This is a genomic window from Sphingomonas sp. NBWT7, from assembly GCF_014217605.1.
Taxonomy (GTDB): Bacteria; Pseudomonadota; Alphaproteobacteria; order Sphingomonadales; family Sphingomonadaceae; genus Sphingomonas.
Genome location: NZ_CP043639.1, coordinates 2,425,817 through 2,443,316, shown reverse-complemented (window position 1 = coordinate 2,443,316; position 17,500 = coordinate 2,425,817). Strand labels below are relative to the sequence as shown.

General features: G+C 66.9%; 20 protein-coding genes and 1 tRNA gene. 9 read left to right on the top strand and 12 right to left on the bottom strand.

Annotated features, from left to right (window positions below):
- The first annotated feature begins 24 nt into the window (after positions 1–24).
- Both F1C10_RS11830 and F1C10_RS11825 read left to right on the top strand, forming a co-directional pair.
- Positions 25–363, top strand: a complete 339-nt coding sequence (locus F1C10_RS11830) for a P-II family nitrogen regulator (protein ID WP_085809919.1) — start codon at positions 25–27, stop codon at positions 361–363.
- An 11-nt stretch (positions 364–374) separates the two neighbouring features.
- Positions 375–1,844, top strand: coding sequence for an ammonium transporter (locus F1C10_RS11825; protein ID WP_185206417.1), 1,470 nt, complete (start codon positions 375–377; stop codon positions 1,842–1,844).
- A gap of 96 nt (positions 1,845–1,940) precedes the next feature.
- Here F1C10_RS11825 and F1C10_RS11820 read toward each other — a convergent pair whose 3' ends face one another.
- The 10 genes from F1C10_RS11820 to F1C10_RS11775 form a co-directional block, all read right to left on the bottom strand.
- Positions 1,941–3,263: a cystathionine gamma-synthase family protein gene (locus tag F1C10_RS11820; RefSeq protein ID WP_185206416.1), complete on the bottom strand. Its 1,323-nt coding sequence runs from the start codon at positions 3,261–3,263 to the stop codon at positions 1,941–1,943.
- Positions 3,264–3,383: 120 nt separating this feature from the next.
- Positions 3,384–3,800: a hypothetical protein gene (locus F1C10_RS11815; protein ID WP_185206415.1), complete on the bottom strand. Its 417-nt coding sequence runs from the start codon at positions 3,798–3,800 to the stop codon at positions 3,384–3,386.
- 38 nt (positions 3,801–3,838) lie between these two features.
- Positions 3,839–4,576, bottom strand: coding sequence for a hydroxyacylglutathione hydrolase (gloB, locus tag F1C10_RS11810; RefSeq protein ID WP_185206413.1), 738 nt, complete (start codon positions 4,574–4,576; stop codon positions 3,839–3,841).
- A gap of 82 nt (positions 4,577–4,658) precedes the next feature.
- Positions 4,659–5,000: a VOC family protein gene (locus tag F1C10_RS11805; RefSeq protein ID WP_219729749.1), complete on the bottom strand. Its 342-nt coding sequence runs from the start codon at positions 4,998–5,000 to the stop codon at positions 4,659–4,661.
- Positions 5,000–5,455 carry a VOC family protein gene (locus F1C10_RS11800; RefSeq protein WP_185206411.1) on the bottom strand — a complete coding sequence of 152 codons (456 nt, stop codon included), beginning with the start codon at positions 5,453–5,455 and terminating at the stop codon, positions 5,000–5,002. The genes F1C10_RS11805 and F1C10_RS11800 overlap by 1 nt, the downstream gene beginning before the upstream one ends.
- A 13-nt stretch (positions 5,456–5,468) precedes the next feature.
- A complete protein-coding gene (locus F1C10_RS11795) occupies positions 5,469–6,179 on the bottom strand; it encodes a tetratricopeptide repeat protein (RefSeq protein ID WP_185210211.1) in 711 nt (236 codons plus the stop codon).
- Positions 6,179–6,925 (bottom strand): alpha/beta hydrolase, encoded by a 747-nt coding sequence (locus F1C10_RS11790; protein WP_185206409.1) that lies wholly within the window; start codon positions 6,923–6,925, stop codon positions 6,179–6,181. The genes F1C10_RS11795 and F1C10_RS11790 overlap by 1 nt, the downstream gene beginning before the upstream one ends.
- Positions 6,926–6,985: 60 nt before the next feature.
- Positions 6,986–7,528, bottom strand: a complete 543-nt coding sequence (locus F1C10_RS11785) for a GNAT family N-acetyltransferase (RefSeq protein WP_185206408.1) — start codon at positions 7,526–7,528, stop codon at positions 6,986–6,988.
- Between the two features lie 16 nt (positions 7,529–7,544).
- Positions 7,545–7,799 (bottom strand): DUF6356 family protein, encoded by a 255-nt coding sequence (locus F1C10_RS11780; protein ID WP_185206406.1) that lies wholly within the window; start codon positions 7,797–7,799, stop codon positions 7,545–7,547.
- A 22-nt stretch (positions 7,800–7,821) separates the two neighbouring features.
- The gene (locus F1C10_RS11775; RefSeq protein ID WP_185206404.1) at positions 7,822–9,231 is read right to left on the bottom strand and encodes a glutamate ligase domain-containing protein; all 1,410 of its coding nucleotides are present in this window, start codon (positions 9,229–9,231) and stop codon (positions 7,822–7,824) included.
- Positions 9,232–9,316: 85 nt separating this feature from the next.
- Between F1C10_RS11775 and F1C10_RS11770 the strand changes: the two genes are divergently transcribed.
- Positions 9,317–10,144: an LD-carboxypeptidase gene (locus F1C10_RS11770; protein WP_185206402.1), complete on the top strand. Its 828-nt coding sequence runs from the start codon at positions 9,317–9,319 to the stop codon at positions 10,142–10,144.
- Here the strand turns inward: F1C10_RS11770 and F1C10_RS11765 are convergent.
- Positions 10,141–10,896 carry a folate-binding protein YgfZ gene (locus tag F1C10_RS11765; protein WP_185206401.1) on the bottom strand — a complete coding sequence of 252 codons (756 nt, stop codon included), beginning with the start codon at positions 10,894–10,896 and terminating at the stop codon, positions 10,141–10,143. The two genes, F1C10_RS11770 and F1C10_RS11765, sit on opposite strands and share 4 nt — an antisense overlap.
- A 63-nt stretch (positions 10,897–10,959) precedes the next feature.
- Between F1C10_RS11765 and pyrC the strand changes: the two genes are divergently transcribed.
- The gene (gene pyrC / locus F1C10_RS11760; RefSeq protein WP_185206399.1) at positions 10,960–11,997 is read left to right on the top strand and encodes a dihydroorotase; all 1,038 of its coding nucleotides are present in this window, start codon (positions 10,960–10,962) and stop codon (positions 11,995–11,997) included.
- A 116-nt stretch (positions 11,998–12,113) separates the two neighbouring features.
- On the opposite strand, the gene F1C10_RS11755 is transcribed toward pyrC, so the two are convergent.
- A complete protein-coding gene (locus tag F1C10_RS11755) occupies positions 12,114–12,920 on the bottom strand; it encodes a DUF1134 domain-containing protein (protein ID WP_185206397.1) in 807 nt (268 codons plus the stop codon).
- Positions 12,921–13,089: 169 nt separating this feature from the next.
- On the opposite strand from F1C10_RS11755, the gene F1C10_RS11750 reads away from it, so the two are divergent.
- From F1C10_RS11750 to F1C10_RS11730, 5 genes are all read left to right on the top strand, one after another.
- Positions 13,090–13,179, top strand: a tRNA-Ser gene (locus F1C10_RS11750).
- Between the two features lie 328 nt (positions 13,180–13,507).
- Positions 13,508–14,134, top strand: coding sequence for a hypothetical protein (locus tag F1C10_RS11745; RefSeq protein ID WP_185206396.1), 627 nt, complete (start codon positions 13,508–13,510; stop codon positions 14,132–14,134).
- A gap of 120 nt (positions 14,135–14,254) precedes the next feature.
- Positions 14,255–14,449 carry a helix-turn-helix domain-containing protein gene (locus tag F1C10_RS11740; RefSeq protein ID WP_185206395.1) on the top strand — a complete coding sequence of 65 codons (195 nt, stop codon included), beginning with the start codon at positions 14,255–14,257 and terminating at the stop codon, positions 14,447–14,449.
- Between the two features lie 88 nt (positions 14,450–14,537).
- Positions 14,538–15,422: a hypothetical protein gene (locus F1C10_RS11735; protein ID WP_185206394.1), complete on the top strand. Its 885-nt coding sequence runs from the start codon at positions 14,538–14,540 to the stop codon at positions 15,420–15,422.
- 265 nt (positions 15,423–15,687) lie between these two features.
- The gene (locus F1C10_RS11730) at positions 15,688–17,313 is read left to right on the top strand and encodes a DUF927 domain-containing protein (protein WP_185206393.1); all 1,626 of its coding nucleotides are present in this window, start codon (positions 15,688–15,690) and stop codon (positions 17,311–17,313) included.
- The last annotated feature ends 187 nt before the right edge of the window (positions 17,314–17,500 follow it).

The following is a 17,500-nucleotide window of genomic DNA, read 5'->3' as shown; positions in this document are numbered from 1 at the left end:
TGCGGGTAACGCGAAGGGGGCGCGATGAAACTGATCATTGCCATCATCAAGCCGTTCAAGCTCGACGAGGTGCGCGAGGCGCTGACCGCGATCGGCGTGGCGGGGATGACGGTCAGCGAGGTCAAGGGCTTCGGTCGCCAGAAGGGGCAAACCGAAATCTACCGCGGGGCCGAATACAGCACCAACATGGTGCCCAAGATCAAGATCGAGGTCGTCTGCGCGGCGAACCTCGCGGACCGGGTGGTCGAGGCGATCCAGTCCTCCGCCAACACCGGCGCGATCGGCGACGGCAAGATCTTCGTCCTCGACGTGGGCCAGGCGGTGCGCATCCGCACCGGCGAAACCGACGACACGGCGCTTTGAGAGGGGTGGGTATGAAGCTTAGCAATCTCGCGGGCGCTGCCCGCATCGCGGCCGGGACGGGGGCGGCGCTGTTCGCCGCGCTGCCCGCCTGGGCGCAGGACGCGGCCGGCAACGTCGCCGATGCCGCCGCGCCCGCCGCCGCGGCGGCCACGCCGTTCGTTCCCACCGCCGAGATGGTCAACAAGGGCGACGTCGCCTGGATGCTCGTCGCGTCGGCCTTCGTGCTGATGATGTCGGTGCCTGCGCTGGCGCTGTTCTACGGCGGGCTGGTGCGCACCAAGAACATGCTGTCGGTGCTGATGCAGGTGCTGACGATCGTGTGCGTCGCGGCGCTGGTGTGGTTCGGCTGGGGCTATTCGATGGCCTTTACCTCCACCGGTACGCCGTTCCCCAAGCTGTTCGGCGGGCTCGACAAGGCGTTCCTCGCGGGCGTCTCGCCGTCGACGTACGCCGCCACCTTCTCCAACGGCGTCTACCTGCCCGAATACGTCTTCGTCATCTTCCAGATGACGTTCGCGTGCATCACCCCCGCGCTGATCGTCGGCGCGTTCGCGGAGCGGGTGAAGTTCACGCCGCTGATCCTGTTCGTCGTCGGCTGGCTGACGCTCGCCTATTTCCCGCTCGCGCACATGGTGTGGTATTGGGCGGGCCCGGACTTCCTGCCGGCCGCACCCGACGACAGCGGGCTGCTGTGGGGCTGGGGCGCGCTCGATTTCGCGGGCGGCACGGTGGTGCACATCAACGCCGGGATCGCGGGACTAGTCGGCTGCATCATCATCGGCCCGCGCCGCGGCTACAAGGCCGAGCCGATGCCGCCGCACTCGCTGACGATGACGATGATCGGCGCGTCGCTGCTGTGGATCGGCTGGTTCGGCTTCAACGCGGGCTCCGGGCTCGAGGCGAATGCGTTCGGGGCGCTGGCCTTCATCAACACCTTCACCGCGACCGCCGCCGCCGGCGTCACCTGGGCGGTGATCGAGCAGGTCGTGCACAAGAAGCCGTCGCTGCTCGGCGGTGCCTCGGGTGTCGTCGCCGGGCTCGTCGCGATCACCCCCGCCGCGGGCTTCGCCCATCCGGGCACCGCGATCATCCTGGGCGCGGTCGCCTCGGGCGTGTGCTTCGTCTTCGTCACCACCGTGAAGAACGCGCTGAAGTATGACGACACGCTCGACGTGTTCGGCATCCACTGCGTCGGTGGCATCGTCGGCGCGATCGGCACCGGCATCGTCGCCGACCCCGCGCTCGGCGGGCAGGGCTGGATCGACTATACCGCGCCCGTCGCCAAGGCGGGCGTCTACGATCTCGGCGGTCAGGTGATGACGCAGATCTGGGCAGTCGGCACCACCGTGCTGTGGACCGGCGTCGTCAGCGCCGTCCTGTTCCTCGCGCTCAAGGCCACGATCGGCCTGCGACCCTCCGCCGAGGTCGAGGCCGAGGGCCTCGACATCAACGAGCATGGCGAGCGCGCCTACAATTATTGACCCGATCGGGTGCCGGCCGCGGCCGGCACCCCACCGATGTTCCTCCTGCGGACGCACTAAGGCCCGGTACGAAAGTACCGGGCCCTTTTTTGTTGCTCAGGCCGGGATCGCGTCGAGCGCCTGCGCGAAGTCGGCGATCAGATCGTCCGCATCCTCGACCCCGATCGAGATCCGCACGAGATTGTCGGTAATGCCGAGCGCCGCCTTGCGCGCGTCAGCCACCGACAGGTGCGTCATCGCGGCCGGGTGGCTGGCGAGCGTCTCGGTACCGCCCAGGCTCACCGCGAGCTTGGCAATCTTTAGCGCGTCGAGGAAAGCGAACGCCTCCGCCTCGCCGCCCTTCAGATACAGCGAGAAGGTCGATCCCGCGCCGCTGCAGTGGCGGCGATAGATATCCGCCTGCCGCTTGTCCTCGCCGCGCTCGAGAAAGCCGAGATAGCCGACCTTCTCCACCTTGGGATGCGCGGCGAGGAATTCGCATACCTTGGCGGCATTCTCGCCCGCGCGGCTCATGCGCAGCTCGAGCGTCTCGAGGCTGCGCAGCAGCATCCAGGCGGTGTTTGGATCGCAGATCGTGCCGATCGTGTTGCGCATCAGCCGGATGGTGTTGATGTGCTCCTTCGACCCAAGCACGCCGCCGGCGACGAGATCGCTGTGCCCGCCGGCATATTTGGTGAGGCTGTAGACGACGATATCCGCGCCGTGGCGCAGCGGCTTGTGCCACAGCGGGCCGAGGAACGTGTTGTCGATCGCGATCGGCGGCTTGTTTTCGCCCGTGAAGATCGCGTCGCGGCTGGCCGCCACCGCCTCGACATCGACCAGCGCGTTGGTCGGGTTGGCGGGGCTTTCGAGGTAGATCAGCGCGACGTTGCCGGTTGCCGCTTCGGTCAGCACCGCGTCGATCTCCGCACGCGTCGCGCCGGCAGGGAAATCGAGCCACTTGACGCCGAACTTGCCCAGGATGCGCGCGATCAGCGTCTCGGTCGCGGCGTAGAGCGGGCCCGAATGGACGATCGTGTCGCCGGGCTTGGTCATCGACAGGAACAAGGTGGCGATCGCCGACATGCCGCTGGAGAAGGTGAGTGCGTCCTCCGCATCCTCCCACACGCCGAGGCGATCCTCGAGGATCTCCTGGTTGGGGCCGTTGAAGCGCGAGTAGACGAGCCCCTCGGCGCCGCCCGGCCGCTTGCCCGTTACGCCTTCGAAATGGCGCTTGCCGGCGGCGGCATTGGGAAAGACGAAGGTCGAGGTGAGGAAGATCGGCGGCTTCAATGAGCCTTCTGACAGTGCGGGATCGAAGCCGTGGCCCATCATCAGCGTGGCTGGCTTGAGCTTGCGGCCGCCGATCTGCTCGACTTCCGCCTTGGGCGACACGCGCGGTTCGACGCCGGTCAGATCGGCTTCGGTTGGGTTGGACATGGTGCACTCCGATTGATCGTCCGCCTCGCCGGGCGGCAATCGCAGCGGCCTAGCACCAAGTCCCGCCCCGCGCGATGCGGGCCGGGTTTGGAGGGCGCGGGTTCGGAGGGGAGGGCGGGGTCAGCGCTTGGTGTAGGGGGTAAACCGCCCGATCGCGCAGCTGCCCGTCGGGAAGCCGACGGTGCGATCGACCGTTTGCGCGATATCGCCCCGGCACAGCCGCGTGCCGAACTGCCGCGTCACCAGCACGTCGCCGCGCGCTACGCCCTCACACCCGCCGGCGGTGTTGCTGACGAAGATTTTGTTGCGGTTCTGGCGGTAGATCAACTGACGGCCGACCGCGCGGAGCGACCCGTCGTTGCGGCGCGTGTCGATACAGTCGACGTCGGGCCGCGGCGTCAGCCGGGCGAGATCGCTGGCAACACGCGCCTGCTCGCGCGCAAGCGGCCCGGGGCGGCTGTCGGTCGCAGTCGCAGCGGTCATCACCGCGCCGCCGGCCAGCGCGGGAATAGCAAAGTAAAGCAGCATCTTACGCATCGTCGTCACTCCTGCCCCGCCACCCTCGATATAAGCGGTCAGCCGCGAAAAACATCCTTCGCCTGGCGTCGCTCGGCGAGCTCCTCGACGCTGCGCGCGCGCAGGAACGGGTTGGTCGCGAGCTCCGCGCCAATCGTCATCGGCACGGTCGGCTCGCCTGCCGCGCGTAGCCGTTCCACCTCAACCATCCGTTCGCGGACCGCGGCGTTGTCTGGCTCGGCGACCAGAGCGTAACGGCCGTTCGACAGCGTGTACTCGTGCCCGCAGAAGACGCGCGTCTCGGGTGGCAGCGCGGCGTAGCGCTGCATGTTGCCGAACATGTCGGCCGGCGTGCCTTCGAACAGGCGGCCGCAGCCCATCGCGAACAGCGTGTCGCCGGTGAAGATCGCCCCGTCGCCCGCGAAGTGGAACGCGATATGCCCCTGCGTGTGGCCGGGCACGGTCATCACCTTGGCGACGTGATCGCCGAGCGTCGCTGTGTCGCCCTCGCTCAGCCCGACATCGAGGTGCCCGATCTTGCCGCGTTCGGCCTCGGGCCCGATCACGCGCGCGCCGGTCGCGGCGACGATCGCGGCGTTGCCGCCGACGTGATCGGGGTGCCAGTGCGTGTTCCACACCTCGCCGATCGCCCAGCCGCGTGCCGCCGCAGCATCGAGCAGCGGCTGCGCCTCGCCCGGATCGAGCGCCATCGTCGTCCCGCTGCCGGGATCGTGCACCAGCCAGGCGTAATTGTCGCTGAGGACGGGGACGCGGACGATCTCAAGTGGCGATGGCATCATAGCCCCTTTCGTTGAACTGGATCAAGCAGAAACCGTGGCCGAACGGATCGGCGAAGCTGGCGATGCGGCCATAGGCGGCCTAGCGGATCCCGCCCTCGTCGCGCGCGCCGGCGGCGATCGCCGCGGCACGGGCGCGGTCGAGATCGTCGACCGCGACGTCGAGGTGAACCGGGGTCCAGTGGCGACGATAGTCGCGCCGCGCCGGCGGCTGGTCGCTTGCGCGGCTGCCGTCGTCCACCTCGAGCAGGTAGATCGGCGCGTCCAGCCCGACGAGCTGGAGCACGCCGGGCCCGAGCCGCCGTGCCGGTGTGAGGCCGAACACGCCGCAGTAGAAGGCCTGCGCCCGCGCCAGATCGGGAACGTCGATGTTGACGATCAACCGTCCCGTCCCCGTCGACATTGCGGGCGCGGGCACCGCCATCACCAGCTGCCGGTGTTGGGCATCGACGCCCAGGGCTCCTGCGGCGGCTTGCGCCCGTTCAATTGCAGCAGCTCGATCGAGATGCCATCGGGCGACTTCACGAACGCCATGTGCCCGTCGCGCGGGGGGCGGTGGACGGTGTACCCTGCGTCGAGCACCGCCTGGCACGTCGCGTAGATATCGTCGCAATCATAGGCGAGATGCCCGAAATTGCGCCCGCCGGTATATTCCTCGGGCGCGCTGCCGTCTTCGGGCGGCCAGTTGTAGGTCAGTTCCACCTCGGCACGCGCGCGCTCGCCCGGGCCGTTCATGTCGTCTGGGCTGGCGAGGAAGATCAGCGTGAAGCGCCCCGCCTCGCTCTCGGTGCGGCGGACTTCTTTGAGGCCGAGCACCTCGAAAAAGCGGATCGTCTTTTCCGGATCGGCGACCCGGATCATGGTGTGGAGATAGCGCATTGGTCCTCCGTGGTTACTTGGTCGCGGCTGCGGCGAACTGCGTCAACGCACGAGCGGCGGATTGGCCCGCCGGCCGATCGGGGGCGATCCGCGCCGCCGCCTCCCACGCGGCGCGTGCGCTCGCCTCGTCGCCTGCCAGTGCGGCGATGTTGCCCGCCTCGAGCTGCACCTGCGCGTCGTCGGGCGAGCGGCGCAACGCCTCGGCGATGTGATTTTTCGCCAGCGTCATGTCGCCGGTGCGCCGCGCGAGCGTCGCGGAGAGGAGCCAGGCGAGCGGATCGTCCGCCGCATCGACCAGCGCGAGGTCGAGGTCGGCGCGCGCTGCCTTGGTGTCGCCCGCGGCGACGAGCGCGCGCGCGCGATCGAGCGCCGCCTCTCCGCGCTCCAGCCCATCGAGCGTGCCCGCCGCCAGCGCCGCGTCGAGCGCCGCGCGTGCCTTGGCCGGGTTCTGTCCCGCGAGCCACGCATTGCCCGCCTGCGCCCAATAGCGGGCGGCGTTGCCGTCACGCTTCAGCTCAGCGGCCTTGGCGGCCTCTTCGAAGGCGGGGGCGGCGTCGACGAAGCGTTGCTGCGCGACGAGCGCGAGCCCGAGGCAGGCGCGCCCGTCGACGCTGCGATCGCCGCTCGCGCGCCGTTCCGCCGCGACGGCGTCGGTCGAAATCAGCGCGGCGCAGCTTTCGCTCGGCGGCAGCGCCGCGGCCTGTAGCGCAAGCGCGATCAGCATCATGGCAATACCTCCTCCACCGTGCGGATCAGCAGCGCGAGATCGGCGTCACGCGACAGGCGGTGGTCGCCGTCCTTGACGAGCGTCAGCTGAACGTCGCCGGTACGCAGCAGCTCGGCGAGCCGCGTCGACTGCGCCCACGGCACGTCAGGGTCGCGCTGGCCGTGAAGCAACCGGACGGGGCAGTCGATCGCGATCGGGCCGTGCATCACGCGGCTCGCCTCGCCCGCCTGCCAGAAGCGGCGGGTGTAAACGGTGGGGGCGGGGCCGTAGGGATTGGGCCGCTCGAGCCGGCCGTGCTGGAGGATGTAGAGCTTCTCGTCCTGGCTGAAGCCCCAGTCGGTAAAATCGGGCGCGGGCGCAATGCCGACGAGCGCCGCGACGCGATCCGGGCGGGCGAGCGCGGCGAGCAGCATGATCCACCCGCCCATCGACGAGCCGACGAGCACGACCGGCCCCGTCACCGCCTGATCGATCATCGCCAGCGCATCGTCGCGCCAGTCGGCGAGCGACTGATCCTCGAACTTGCCCTCGCTCGCGCCGCAACCGGCATAGTCGAAGCGAAGGAAGGCGCGGCCGCTCGCCTTCGCCCAGCGCTCGAGCGCGAGCGCCTTGGTACCTTCCATATCGGAGGCATAGCCGGGGAGGAAGACGATCGTCGGCCCGGCGCCTTCGGTGAGGTGGTAGGCGAGGCGCGGGCGGGTTTGGGGGCGGGGCGCGCTGGCGGCGCGGGGGGCGTCGGTCATCGCCGCGCGATGTAGGGGAGCGGACGGATCGGCGAAACCCCGACGAGCGGATGAGAGACGTCAGGCGAGGCCGTCGGGTTGGCTCGTGAGCCCGATCGCTCGCGTCATCCACCTGGCGTGCGGGCCGTAGTCGGCGACCTTGGCCGCGAGCGCGGGGCTGGTCGGCGCCTGTGCGAAGCCCAGCATGGCCCAGAAGGCGCTCGCCCCCTCGACCGCGATCAGTTCCGCCGCCGTGATCCCATCGACCGCCGCGGCGGTGATGCCCTGCGCCACCAGCGCGCGGCCGATTCCCGTGCCGCGTCCCGCCGACGCGACCGCCAGATCATGGATGAACAGCACGTCGCGCGCGCCATCGTCGATCAGCGCGGCGCCGATCGGCGGGGGCGCTTCACGCTGCCAGCCATGCGCGAGGAGATATCCCGCGAGCACACCGTCGATATGCGCCGCAAAGCAGTAGCTCGCCCCGAGCGCGAGGCGGCTGGCGAAGGCCGTCGCCGGCTCGCGCAGGAAAGCGGGATAGGTTGCGTCCTGAATCGCCACCGCCGCGCCGAGATCGGTGGCTGCGAGCGGACGGATATCGATCGATCGTGCCGCGCTGCTCATTACCGCGCGCCCACGCTCAGATGACGTATTCGACCGTCTTGAGCTGCGTTTCGGCGTCGCGCTTCGCCGTCCGCTTGGCGACCATCTCGGCGTGGAGCATCGCGATCGTGCGACTGCCGGTCGACTTGCACGCGAAGGGCAGGACGCCGTGGACCAGCGCGCCGAGCCCGCCTGCCACCATCCGCACGCCGAAGCGCGAGGCGACGCCGAAATGCTCGACGTAGCTCTCGCCGACCGAGGCGGGGTGGTCGAGGAACAGGCGGCGGATCATCGGTGCTCTCCTTGGTGGCTGGTCATGCGACCTTATCACGTGCGGCGAGCTGCGCCACCATCTCCGCGGCAAGCAGTGGCAGCGTATCGTCGCGCGCGCCCATCACGACGATGCGGTCGCCGGGCCGCGCCTGGGCGACGAGATGCGCGGCGGCGGCGGCGCGATCGGGCACGTGGCGCGCCGCGCCGCCCGCCGCTGCGATGTCGCCGACGAGATCGGCGCTCGTCACCTCGCGCGAGACGGTGCCGCCCTGGTAGACGGGATCGGGGAGGACGAGCAGGTCGTTGCGATTGAGGCCGCGCACGAAGGTTTCGACGAGTTCGCGCCGCATCGCCTTCAACGGCCCGTAACCGTGCGGCTGGAACAGGACGAGGAGCCGGCCGGGAAAGGCGTGGAGTGTCGCCAGCGTTGCGGCGATCTTGTCCGGGTTGTGTCCGAAATCGTCGATCACCGCGACGCCGCCCGCCGTGCCGACGAGATCGAAGCGGCGCTTCAGCCCGGTGTATGCGGCGATGGCGGCGACCGCGGCGTCGAACGGCACGCCCGCGGCGAGCGCGGCGCCGATCGCGGCGAGCGCGTTCGACACGTTGTGCCGCCCGGGCACCTGCAGCCGCACGCGCGCGTCGCGCAGCGTGAAGCCGACCGCGAACGGCTCCTCGACGATCTCGCGCGCGACGAGATCGGCGTCGCCGCCGAGCGAGAAGGTCGTCACCCGATCGCGTGGCAGCGGCAGCGCGAGCGCGGCGGCATCGGGATTGTCGGCGTTGACGATCGCCATCCCCGCCGCGCCGATGAAAGCGGCGAACAGCGCGTTCAGTTCGTCGAGCGACTTGTGGTCGAGGCTGACGTTGTTGAGCACCGCGATCCTAGGGCGGTAGAGCGCGATCGATCCGTCGCTCTCGTCCACTTCGCTGACATAGGCGTCGCCGCTACCGACGAGCGCGCTGGCGAAGGGGCGATCGGCACGCGCGAAATCCTTCATCACCGCGCCGTTCATCACCGTCGGATCGCGGCCCGCATCGTGGAGGATGCGCGCGATCATGCCGGTGACGGTCGACTTGCCGCTGGTGCCCGCGACGCCGATCGGCACGCGGCTGGCGTTGAACAGCGTCGCGTTGAGCTCGGCGCGCGTCATGCGGCGGCAGCCGAGCCGGTCGGCGGCGACGATGTCCGCGACGTTCGCCTCGACCGCGGCGGAGGCGACGACGATCTGGTCGGGCGAGACGATGCCGCTGCCGTCCTGCGGGAACAGCGCGACGCCCTTGGCGGCGAGATCGTCGAACTTCGCCGGTACGCGCCCCTGATCGAGCCCGCGATCCGAGCCGGCCACGATCGCGCCGCGCCCGGCGAGGATCATCGCAAGCGGCATCATCCCCGATCCGCCGACCCCGACGAAGAAGAAGCGGGCGTTCGCGATGTTGCCGTCGTGCATGGCGGCGCGCTATCGCCGCGGGCGGGATCGGGCAAGGTGAAGGCGCCGGAACAGATGACAAAGGCGCCAGCATGAGCATCGCAGCGTGAAGATCGGCATCGTCGCGCCGGCGAACACCGCGAACCCCGACATGGTCGCGCCGCTGACCGCGCTCGCCGCGATCGCCTATCCCGAGGTCGAGCTCGTCTTCCATCCCCAATGCTGGGAGAATGACGGGCATTTCGCCGGCCCCGATGCGCGGCGCGCGGCGGCGTTCCTCGAATTCGCCAACGATGCCGCATTCGGCGCGATCTGGTTTGCGCGTGGCGGCTACGGATCGAACCGGATCCTGGCGCGCGTGATGCCGCAGCTCAACGCCGCCGCGCGCGTCAAGAAATACGTCGGCTATTCGGATATGGGCTTCCTGCTCGGCGCGCTCTACGCGCGGCGGATCGGGCAGGTGGCGCACGGACCGATGCCGATCGACATCATGCGTCGATCGGGCGGCGGCGATGCGACGGTGGCGCGCGCGCTGGGCTGGATCGCGCGCGGCGAGCGGCAGGGGCTCGAGCCGGGCCTCGGCAAACGGCCGGCGGCGGCGTTCAATCTCGCGATCCTCGGCGCGCTGATTGGGACGCCGTGGCTGCCCGATCTTACCGATCACGAGCTATTGATCGAGGAAGTGTCCGAGCCGCTGTACAATGTCGACCGGCTGCTGTTCACGATGGCCAACGCGACGCAGCTGCGCGGCATCGCCGGCGTGCGGCTAGGCGCCGTGACCGACGTCAAGGACAACAGCCCACGCTGGGGCGAGACGCTGGCGGCGATGATCGCGCGGTGGTGCGCCAACATGGGTGTGCCGTTCCTGGGGCCGGCGGAGATCGGGCACACGCAGACCAACCGCGTCGTGCCGTTCGGGATGGTCGCGGGCTAATCGGATGGCGCGGCGACCGTCAGCGCTGCCTGAAGCCACGCTGGGCGAAGCGCATCGCCGAGCGCTTCGACGCGGCGATGCTCCACCATCATCCCGAGATCGGGGTGGCGCGCGCGTGTCCGCGGCCCGGCTTCGGCGAGCGGTGCGACGACCAGCCGGCGATTGACCGTCGAGCGATAGTTCATCCGCGCGGTATTCTCCTGCCCGACGTAGCAGCCCTTCGCGAAGCTGACGCCGCCCAGCTCGCGCGCGTTGCATTCGAGCCATAGCGTCTCGCCGCTGCCGAGCTCGGCCACGCCCTCGGTGACGCCGAGCGAGAGGCGATGCGCGTGCCAGCCCGCTGCCGGGGCGCTCGCGGGGGCGATCCAGCGCCGCCCGAGATCGGGGAGGCGCGGATCGGGGACGCCCACGTCGCCGCCGCGCGACCAGTGCACCGCCAGCTCATCGTCGCGCGCAATCGTGATCGGGCGGCGCAGGCGATAGAGCGTCAGCCGCTTGGCGAGTGCGTCCGCCTGGTCTGCTTCGGCATCGAGCAGCAGATCGTCGCCGTCGGCCCAGACGATGAAGTCGAACAGCGCCTTGCCCTGCGGTGACAGCAGCGCCGCCCACACCGGTAGCGCCCCGGCGACGTCGTTGGTGACGAGCCCCTGGAGGAAGCCGCGCACGTCCGCGCCCGACAGGCGGATCAGCGCGCGATCGGCCAGCGTCGTCGCGGGGGTCTCGGCAGGCGGGGCGGGGGCGGCATCGGTCATCCCGCCAAGCTAGGCGCGCGGGCGTCATTCACAAGCCGGCGGGTGCCGGCTATCGCGCGTGGCATGACCGAGCGCCTCACGATCCGCCGCCCCGACGACTGGCACGTCCACCTGCGCGACGGCGCGATGCTGCAGGCGGTCGCCGCGCATACCGCGCGCCAGTTCGCCCGCGCGATCATCATGCCCAATCTCACCCCGCCGGTGACCGACGCGGCGGCGGCGCGCGCCTATCGCGACCGGATCGTGGCCGCGCTGCCCGAGGGGTGCGACTTCACGCCGCTGATGACCTGCTATCTCACCGACGCGGCGGACCCCGACGCGATCGCCGCGGGGCATGCCGAAGGTGTGTTCACCGCGTGCAAGCTCTATCCCGCGCACGCGACGACCAATTCGGCGCACGGCGTGACCGACATCTTCGCGCTCGCCCCGGTGCTTGAGCGGATGCAGGCGATCGGTATGCCGCTGCTGATCCACGGCGAGGTGACCGACCGAGACATCGACATCTTCGATCGCGAGGCGGTGTTTATCGATCGCACGCTGCAGCGGCTGGTGCGCGACTTTCCCGCGCTCCGGATCGTGCTCGAGCATATCACCACCGCCGATGCGGCGGATTGTGTGACCGCCGCGCCCGACACCGTCGCCGCGACGATCACGCCGCAGCACCTCATCATCAACCGCAACGCGATCTTCGACGGCGGCCTGCGTCCGCACGCCTATTGCCTGCCGGTGGCGAAGCGCGAGCGCCACCGCCTCGCGGTGCGCGCCGCGGCGGTATCGGGCTCGCCCAAGTTCTTCCTCGGGACCGATAGCGCACCGCACGTCGTGGGCGCGAAGGAATCGGGCTGCGGCTGCGCGGGCATCTTCAACGCGCCGTTCGCGCTCGAAAGCTACCTGTCGGTGTTTGAGGCTGAAGGCGCGCTCGATCGGTTCGAGGGGTTCGCGAGCGAGCACGGCGCGCGCTTCTACGGCCTGCCGCTCAATAGCGGGACGGTGACGCTCGAGCGGGTCGACACGCTGGTGCCGGCGCTGGTGGGCGAGGGCGATACCGCGGTGGTGCCGTTCCATGCCGGTGAGACGCTGGGGTGGCGGTTGGTCGCTTAGGAGCGGGTAGGGCGGGCGCGCGCCGCGGTGCAGCCGCGCCGTCGAACGGGCGCTGTTGGCGCCCGCCGGCCGGGCCTGCGCGAGTTAGCGCCACCGTGGCGCTCGCCGCGCTTCGCCTAGAACGGCAGCCAGGTCGATTTGGGCGTGAACTTCATATAGCCGACGTTGACGCCCGCGCGGTAGCCGACGCCGAGCCGCACCGGGATCAGCACCACGTTGCCGCGCCGCAGATACGTCGCGGCGAACCCGCCGATGAAATAGAGCCGCCCCTCCGCCGCGGGGAAGCGCCGGAACAGCTCGGCGGTGTCGTAGAGGTTGTAGACGAGGACGAAGACCTTGTTGGCATCGCCGCCGACGTCGAAGCCGACCGACGGCCCGGTCCAGTAGACGGGCATCTGCCCTTCCACCTTGTGCGTCATGATCCCCGATCCGTAGCGCAGCCCGACGACGAACGCGCCCGCCGCCTCGCGCCCGGCGATATAGGCGTTGGGCTCACCCTGCTCGCTCAGGATCTTCTCGATGATCGACGCAAAGCCTTCGGCGCCCTTGCCGAACACGCCCTCGCCCGCGCCGATCAGATCGTCGCGCTTGAAGGTGGTGGCGGCCTGCGTCGTCGCCTCGGCGCGCTGCTCCTGCGCCGGCGTACGCTCGCTCTGCTGCGCGGGGGCGGTGGGCGCCGGCGGACGGGCCGCGTCGGGCGCCGCGTCGTCGGCGTAGGTCGGCTCGCGATAGGTCGGCGTCGACGCGCGCGGCTGCGGCGTTGCCGTGCGCGATGGCTGCTGCGCCCGCGGCGGCGGCGGGACGCGCGCACCCTGCAGGTCCCCGTCGATCGTCTGGTTCGGATCGATCGTGCGCACCTGCGCCGGTGCTACCCCGCTCAGCATCGTGGCGACCAGCCCTAGGGCGACCATCAACTTGCGCATCACTGAAAAACTCCCCCGGGCGCACCCCGTTCGCCCATCTTAACCGTAGCATGGCTGTCACGGCAATGAACGCATGCGACGGCGCGCGGCGGCGGCGCGCCGATCCGAACCGCGGCGGTGGTGTTGATCGCCCCGAAAGACGCCGCTATAGCCGCGCCTCTGCCGGCCCGGAGACGTGGGTGAGTGGCTGAAACCAACGCTTTGCTAAAGCGTCGTACGGGAAACTGTACCGAGGGTTCGAATCCCTCCGTCTCCGCCAATTCTTTAGCCTTTAAAGCAACTTAGACGCTTAGCGGCATGCCATGCCCACGGCGGTGCCCACTTCCTGATTGGCTTTGCGCACACGCCTGTGAGCATGTGCGAACGAACGAGGCTTGTAGGCTTGAGCTCGCCGGCAATGCAGATGCTCATGCTGAAGCGCAATGTCGTCCTGCCCCATGGACAGCATCGATAGCGCAGTGCGCGTTACGGGCACGTCCTTCACACGACACTCCAGCTGCACATCGCGCTTGCTGCCTCGAGCCGGCCATTGACGGCTGCGAGCCATGGTAACTAGCTCTAGGGCATTGCTTTTCGAAGGGATTGATATGGCCTCTGACAATGAGTGGATCAGCGCGAGCGACGCTCTCGAGATGGTGGAAGGCCGATTGGGCGGTCGCGCGATCGCAAAAGACACTCTGGCCGAGATGCTCCGCGACGGAAAACTGCGAGCTCGTGCTGCTGAGGCTTGGGGTGCCGATCACGTTGACATGAATGCCTCCTGGGAGAGCGCGACTGGAGAGCCTGCAGACCATGATCCTGAAGAAGAGGTCCAGTCGGATTTCCGGCAATCTGTACGATGGGCGGACGATGTTGACTCGTGGATCTGGCCTGAGTCTTTTTTCATTGTGACCATATCGCTGAAGCCGCGGGAGTTTATCTACTACAAGGGCGTCAGTTTCTTTAAAGATGATTTAGAGCAACCAGCAAATCCTGAAACGCTCACTAAAAGTTCACCGACGAAAGGTGGTCGTCGAACTGACTTCTACCGCTGGGAAGCATTTTGGCTTGAGGTGATCCAGATCGCCAGGGACGGAAATTTGGTTCCCGGACAAATCAGATCGCAAGCCGCGCTTCGAGAAGACATAATAGCGGCAATGGGCGACAACGCTCTCAGCGAAGACTCGATTAAAGAGCCAGTGAGGAGGATTTGGAACCGGTTCTGCGAGCTTTAGCACAGCGCTCAGATAATACCCGTTCTTACTCGGTCTCTACCCGATAGCTCTCCTGCGCAAACAGTACGTCAATGAGAAAAGGTCTTCAGCGGGCAAGCCGCCAACGACGGAGACCTACAGATGCCAACACGAACCATAGAGCCGATCGCAGTGTCGATCGCGACCTTCTCGGCGATGACCGACCTCGGCCGCACGACCGCGTATAACCTGATCGCACAGGGCAAGCTGAAGAAGGTAAAGGTGCTGGGTCGCACCTTGATCACGGTGGCGAGCATCGATGCGCTGCTCGCGAATGGCAGCGAGAAGGCTAAGTGATGCCCCTTGCTGATCACCGCAGCCTCGACGCTGCAAAGCACGCTGAAGGTGCGCCGGTCACGCGTAGCCTCCAAGTGAGCACCCCTCGATGAGCGGCGCCGGTTTGAAGAATCTTCGCCGCGAGCGCGGGCGATATGATCTGTCGCGCCGCTCCGACTTCGGCTCTCTCCGCTCACGCGTGTTGCGCGACAAAAGGATGGCGCTTCAGCTTGGCCTGGCCCCCTCGACCTCGCACACAAACTGCGACTTCTTCGAGGTGCTAGACCTCGCGCGGAAGCTAGGCCGCGTTGCCTGTGACGCACCCGCGCCGCCGTCGCGGGCGTCGCAGGTCACGCAGGGCTACGTCCGGCTCCATGTTGGAGGCGCCCTGTACCGGCTCGTCGAGGGAGCGCAGCATCGAGGCCAGAAGGTCACGTTCGCGACCATGGCGTTCCGCGGCGGCGATGTGCGTCCAGATGAACTCCTACACGTTGACCCGCGACGCTGGGCAAGCCAGCTGAAGGCGGACCTTGATCGGGTCCGCAAGAAGCTGCGCCTCACCGGCCCTGGCTGGTCGGTGTTCTTCCTCGACTGCGATTATCTGCAAAAGGAAGGCCTGTTCCTCTTTCACTGGCACGGGTTCGCCACAGGCAGTGAACTCGCAGCCGTCGATGCGCTCCGCAAGCTCCGAAAGTACAAGTCACCGAGGCAACAGGCAGACGAAGAACGTGACCTGGTCAACAGACGCGTGGTGCTGAAGCGTAAGCGCCTCCGCAACATCGGCTACTTGTGCCTCTACGTGCTGAAGGAGCGATGGCCATCGCAGCCGAGCGCTCGCAATCAACCCGGCAACCGCGATCGGTCGTACCCACGGCCGATGCCAGCAGAGCTTGTTCCGCTCGAAAGGCTGTTCTTCGACCGTTGGACGATTGAGGACATCTCAGTTCTGCGTGGTCTTCGCGTAATTAAGGGACGCCTGACACCGACCACCTAGTGTGGCCGAATGATCATCTTGAAACCTTTTGAGTTCATCGCAAACCGCAAGGATCCAGCTGTCGAGCGACTAAAACACACCTTTTGGAGAGTGACGTGCAGTAGAATAGCTGACTGCACAGCTCATCCAACCATCCCTTACGGCGCTATGCATCACAGATCACCGAGGAAATCGGGGATTTCGGGGAGAGGTTCTATGCCTCTCGAACCGATATGATCCGTCTTTTGCGTGTATCGCCTGAAAGCACAATAGATGAGTATAAATTATGAATAAGTATATTTACTTTAACGGCATTGTATCTGGCATTCGGACACCGAAAGGTCGGCAGATGGCGAAAATCCAAGAGGATGATTGTATCCATTATGAGTACATGAAGGAGTTAATCGGCAATCCTAATGGCGCACTTGCCGCGATGAGCGACAGCGGCATCATCGCTTTTGGAAAGCGGGGTGCCGAGATCCGGGATGCTATATCCGGTATCACGGAATGGGAGGACGAAGCTGTTTACGAAACGGCGGGCTGGAACGGTGACTGCTTCGTTTACCCAGACGGTCGGGTTTTCGCGCCGACCGGCGTCCAACCTGGAAACCCGATCTTCAATTGCGAAACCGAGCGCTTCGCGTCGAACGGCACGCTCTCCGGGTGGCTTGACGAGGTTGCTGGCCCGCTCGCTGGCCAAGTGGTATGCGAGTTCATGCTCGGCACGATGTTCGCGGGTCCGCTGCGTGCGTTTGGCGAACAGTCGATCAATCCCGGCTTCAACCTCTCGGGGACGAACCAGGATGGTAAGAGCTCGTTGGTCACGGTCATGGCGTCCGCTTGCGGCTATCCTTCGACCTCCGGTGGCAACGGCTACGGCCTTTCATTCGCTGGCACCGACAACGGTATCGAGTGGGAGATGCAGAACTATGCTGATCTGACGATGATCATTGATGAAGCAGCTCTGTTCGGCTTCGGAATGTCCAAAACTGCTCGTGGGCGCGCATTGATTGACATCTCGATGCGCCTTGCCGAAGGCCGGGAAAAGTATCGCTACAAGGTTCTGTCTCGCCGATTCCGTTTTAACTACGTCAGCACCTCCAACGATGATCTGATCGACATGATTGCCGACTCCGGAGCTTCTCAGGAGATGATCGACGCGGTCGCAAGCCGGTTCCTCGCGCTTCCGTTGAAGGGGCGTCCTCACGGCATCTTCGACCACCTTCCGCCGCCCTACCTCACCATCAGCGACTTCGTTGGCCCGCTGCTGCGGGCTGCCGATCGCCATCATGGCCATGCCATGCCGCATTTCCTGGCAGGGCTGGTGAACCTGATCGCGGAGGACAGGGAGGGGTTCCGCGCACGCTTCGACTACCACCTCCAGCAATTCCGGGAACAAGCGGCCGCAGCTAATCCTCGAAAGGCATCAAGGCGCACCCTGCAGGCCTTCAGTTTGGTATACGCCGCTATGCGGCTGGCCCAGCATCTCGGCGCGCTTCCGGAGACGTTCTCGCCACTGCAATCGACCCTCGCGTGCTATAACCTGCACGTCAACGCGACCCTGCCCCCGCCGCGGCCGATGGAGGTAGTCGCCGGGCTGCTCCGCGACTCGAGTGTCATGGTGCTAAAGCGTGGCAGGGACGGTCGACTGTCTGACCGGAAATTCAGCAAGACCAAGGCATTTCGCATGAACAAAGCAAATGGCGACGTCGAGTTCCTGATGACCGGTGATGTTGCCGAGGAGCTGTTCGCGAATTGGTCGACGGTGCGTAAGACCGATAAGGATATTCGCAAGCTCCTCGTTCGCGAAGGAGATCGCTACGATACCTATCGTAATGTTCGCAAGTCGCAGCGCGACCGTATGGTCTGCATCCGCTTGCGCGCTAGGTCGCCTCTGCTGACCCAAGCGTAAGTACAATCTGAAAATTTGGGTGCCAGGGAGCTGACTAGCTCCCTGGCATTCATTGTTTGAAAGAGGTATGGTCGGCGTCCGCGAACTATGCCTGCCTTGGCATTTAAGTCCTTTCAGACCCACCAGCGGTCATTAAGCGCCGTGACGCCGCTTTCCAACTCCGGTCGCTCGTTCTTAAGGACTCATG

Bases quoted from the DNA above. Each gene is read 5' to 3' on its own strand.
- F1C10_RS11785 (WP_185206408.1), bottom strand. From the start codon at position 7,528: ATGAGCAGCGCGGCACGATCGATCGATATCCGTCCGCTCGCAGCCACC.
- F1C10_RS11740 (WP_185206395.1), top strand. From the start codon at position 14,255: ATGCCAACACGAACCATAGAGCCGATCGCAGTGTCGATCGCGACCTTC.
- F1C10_RS11755 (WP_185206397.1), bottom strand. From the start codon at position 12,920: ATGCGCAAGTTGATGGTCGCCCTAGGGCTGGTCGCCACGATGCTGAGC.
- F1C10_RS11830 (WP_085809919.1), top strand. From the start codon at position 25: ATGAAACTGATCATTGCCATCATCAAGCCGTTCAAGCTCGACGAGGTG.
- F1C10_RS11815 (WP_185206415.1), bottom strand. From the start codon at position 3,800: ATGCGTAAGATGCTGCTTTACTTTGCTATTCCCGCGCTGGCCGGCGGC.
- F1C10_RS11780 (WP_185206406.1), bottom strand. From the start codon at position 7,799: ATGATCCGCCGCCTGTTCCTCGACCACCCCGCCTCGGTCGGCGAGAGC.
- F1C10_RS11825 (WP_185206417.1), top strand. From the start codon at position 375: ATGAAGCTTAGCAATCTCGCGGGCGCTGCCCGCATCGCGGCCGGGACG.
- F1C10_RS11735 (WP_185206394.1), top strand. From the start codon at position 14,538: ATGAGCGGCGCCGGTTTGAAGAATCTTCGCCGCGAGCGCGGGCGATAT.
- F1C10_RS11765 (WP_185206401.1), bottom strand. From the start codon at position 10,896: ATGACCGATGCCGCCCCCGCCCCGCCTGCCGAGACCCCCGCGACGACG.
- gloB (WP_185206413.1), bottom strand. From the start codon at position 4,576: ATGCCATCGCCACTTGAGATCGTCCGCGTCCCCGTCCTCAGCGACAAT.
- F1C10_RS11775 (WP_185206404.1), bottom strand. From the start codon at position 9,231: ATGCACGACGGCAACATCGCGAACGCCCGCTTCTTCTTCGTCGGGGTC.
- F1C10_RS11745 (WP_185206396.1), top strand. From the start codon at position 13,508: ATGGCCTCTGACAATGAGTGGATCAGCGCGAGCGACGCTCTCGAGATG.
- F1C10_RS11805 (WP_219729749.1), bottom strand. From the start codon at position 5,000: ATGGCGGTGCCCGCGCCCGCAATGTCGACGGGGACGGGACGGTTGATC.
- F1C10_RS11795 (WP_185210211.1), bottom strand. From the start codon at position 6,179: ATGCTGATCGCGCTTGCGCTACAGGCCGCGGCGCTGCCGCCGAGCGAA.
- F1C10_RS11820 (WP_185206416.1), bottom strand. From the start codon at position 3,263: ATGTCCAACCCAACCGAAGCCGATCTGACCGGCGTCGAACCGCGCGTG.
- F1C10_RS11790 (WP_185206409.1), bottom strand. From the start codon at position 6,925: ATGACCGACGCCCCCCGCGCCGCCAGCGCGCCCCGCCCCCAAACCCGC.
- F1C10_RS11800 (WP_185206411.1), bottom strand. From the start codon at position 5,455: ATGCGCTATCTCCACACCATGATCCGGGTCGCCGATCCGGAAAAGACG.
- F1C10_RS11730 (WP_185206393.1), top strand. From the start codon at position 15,688: ATGAATAAGTATATTTACTTTAACGGCATTGTATCTGGCATTCGGACA.
- pyrC (WP_185206399.1), top strand. From the start codon at position 10,960: ATGACCGAGCGCCTCACGATCCGCCGCCCCGACGACTGGCACGTCCAC.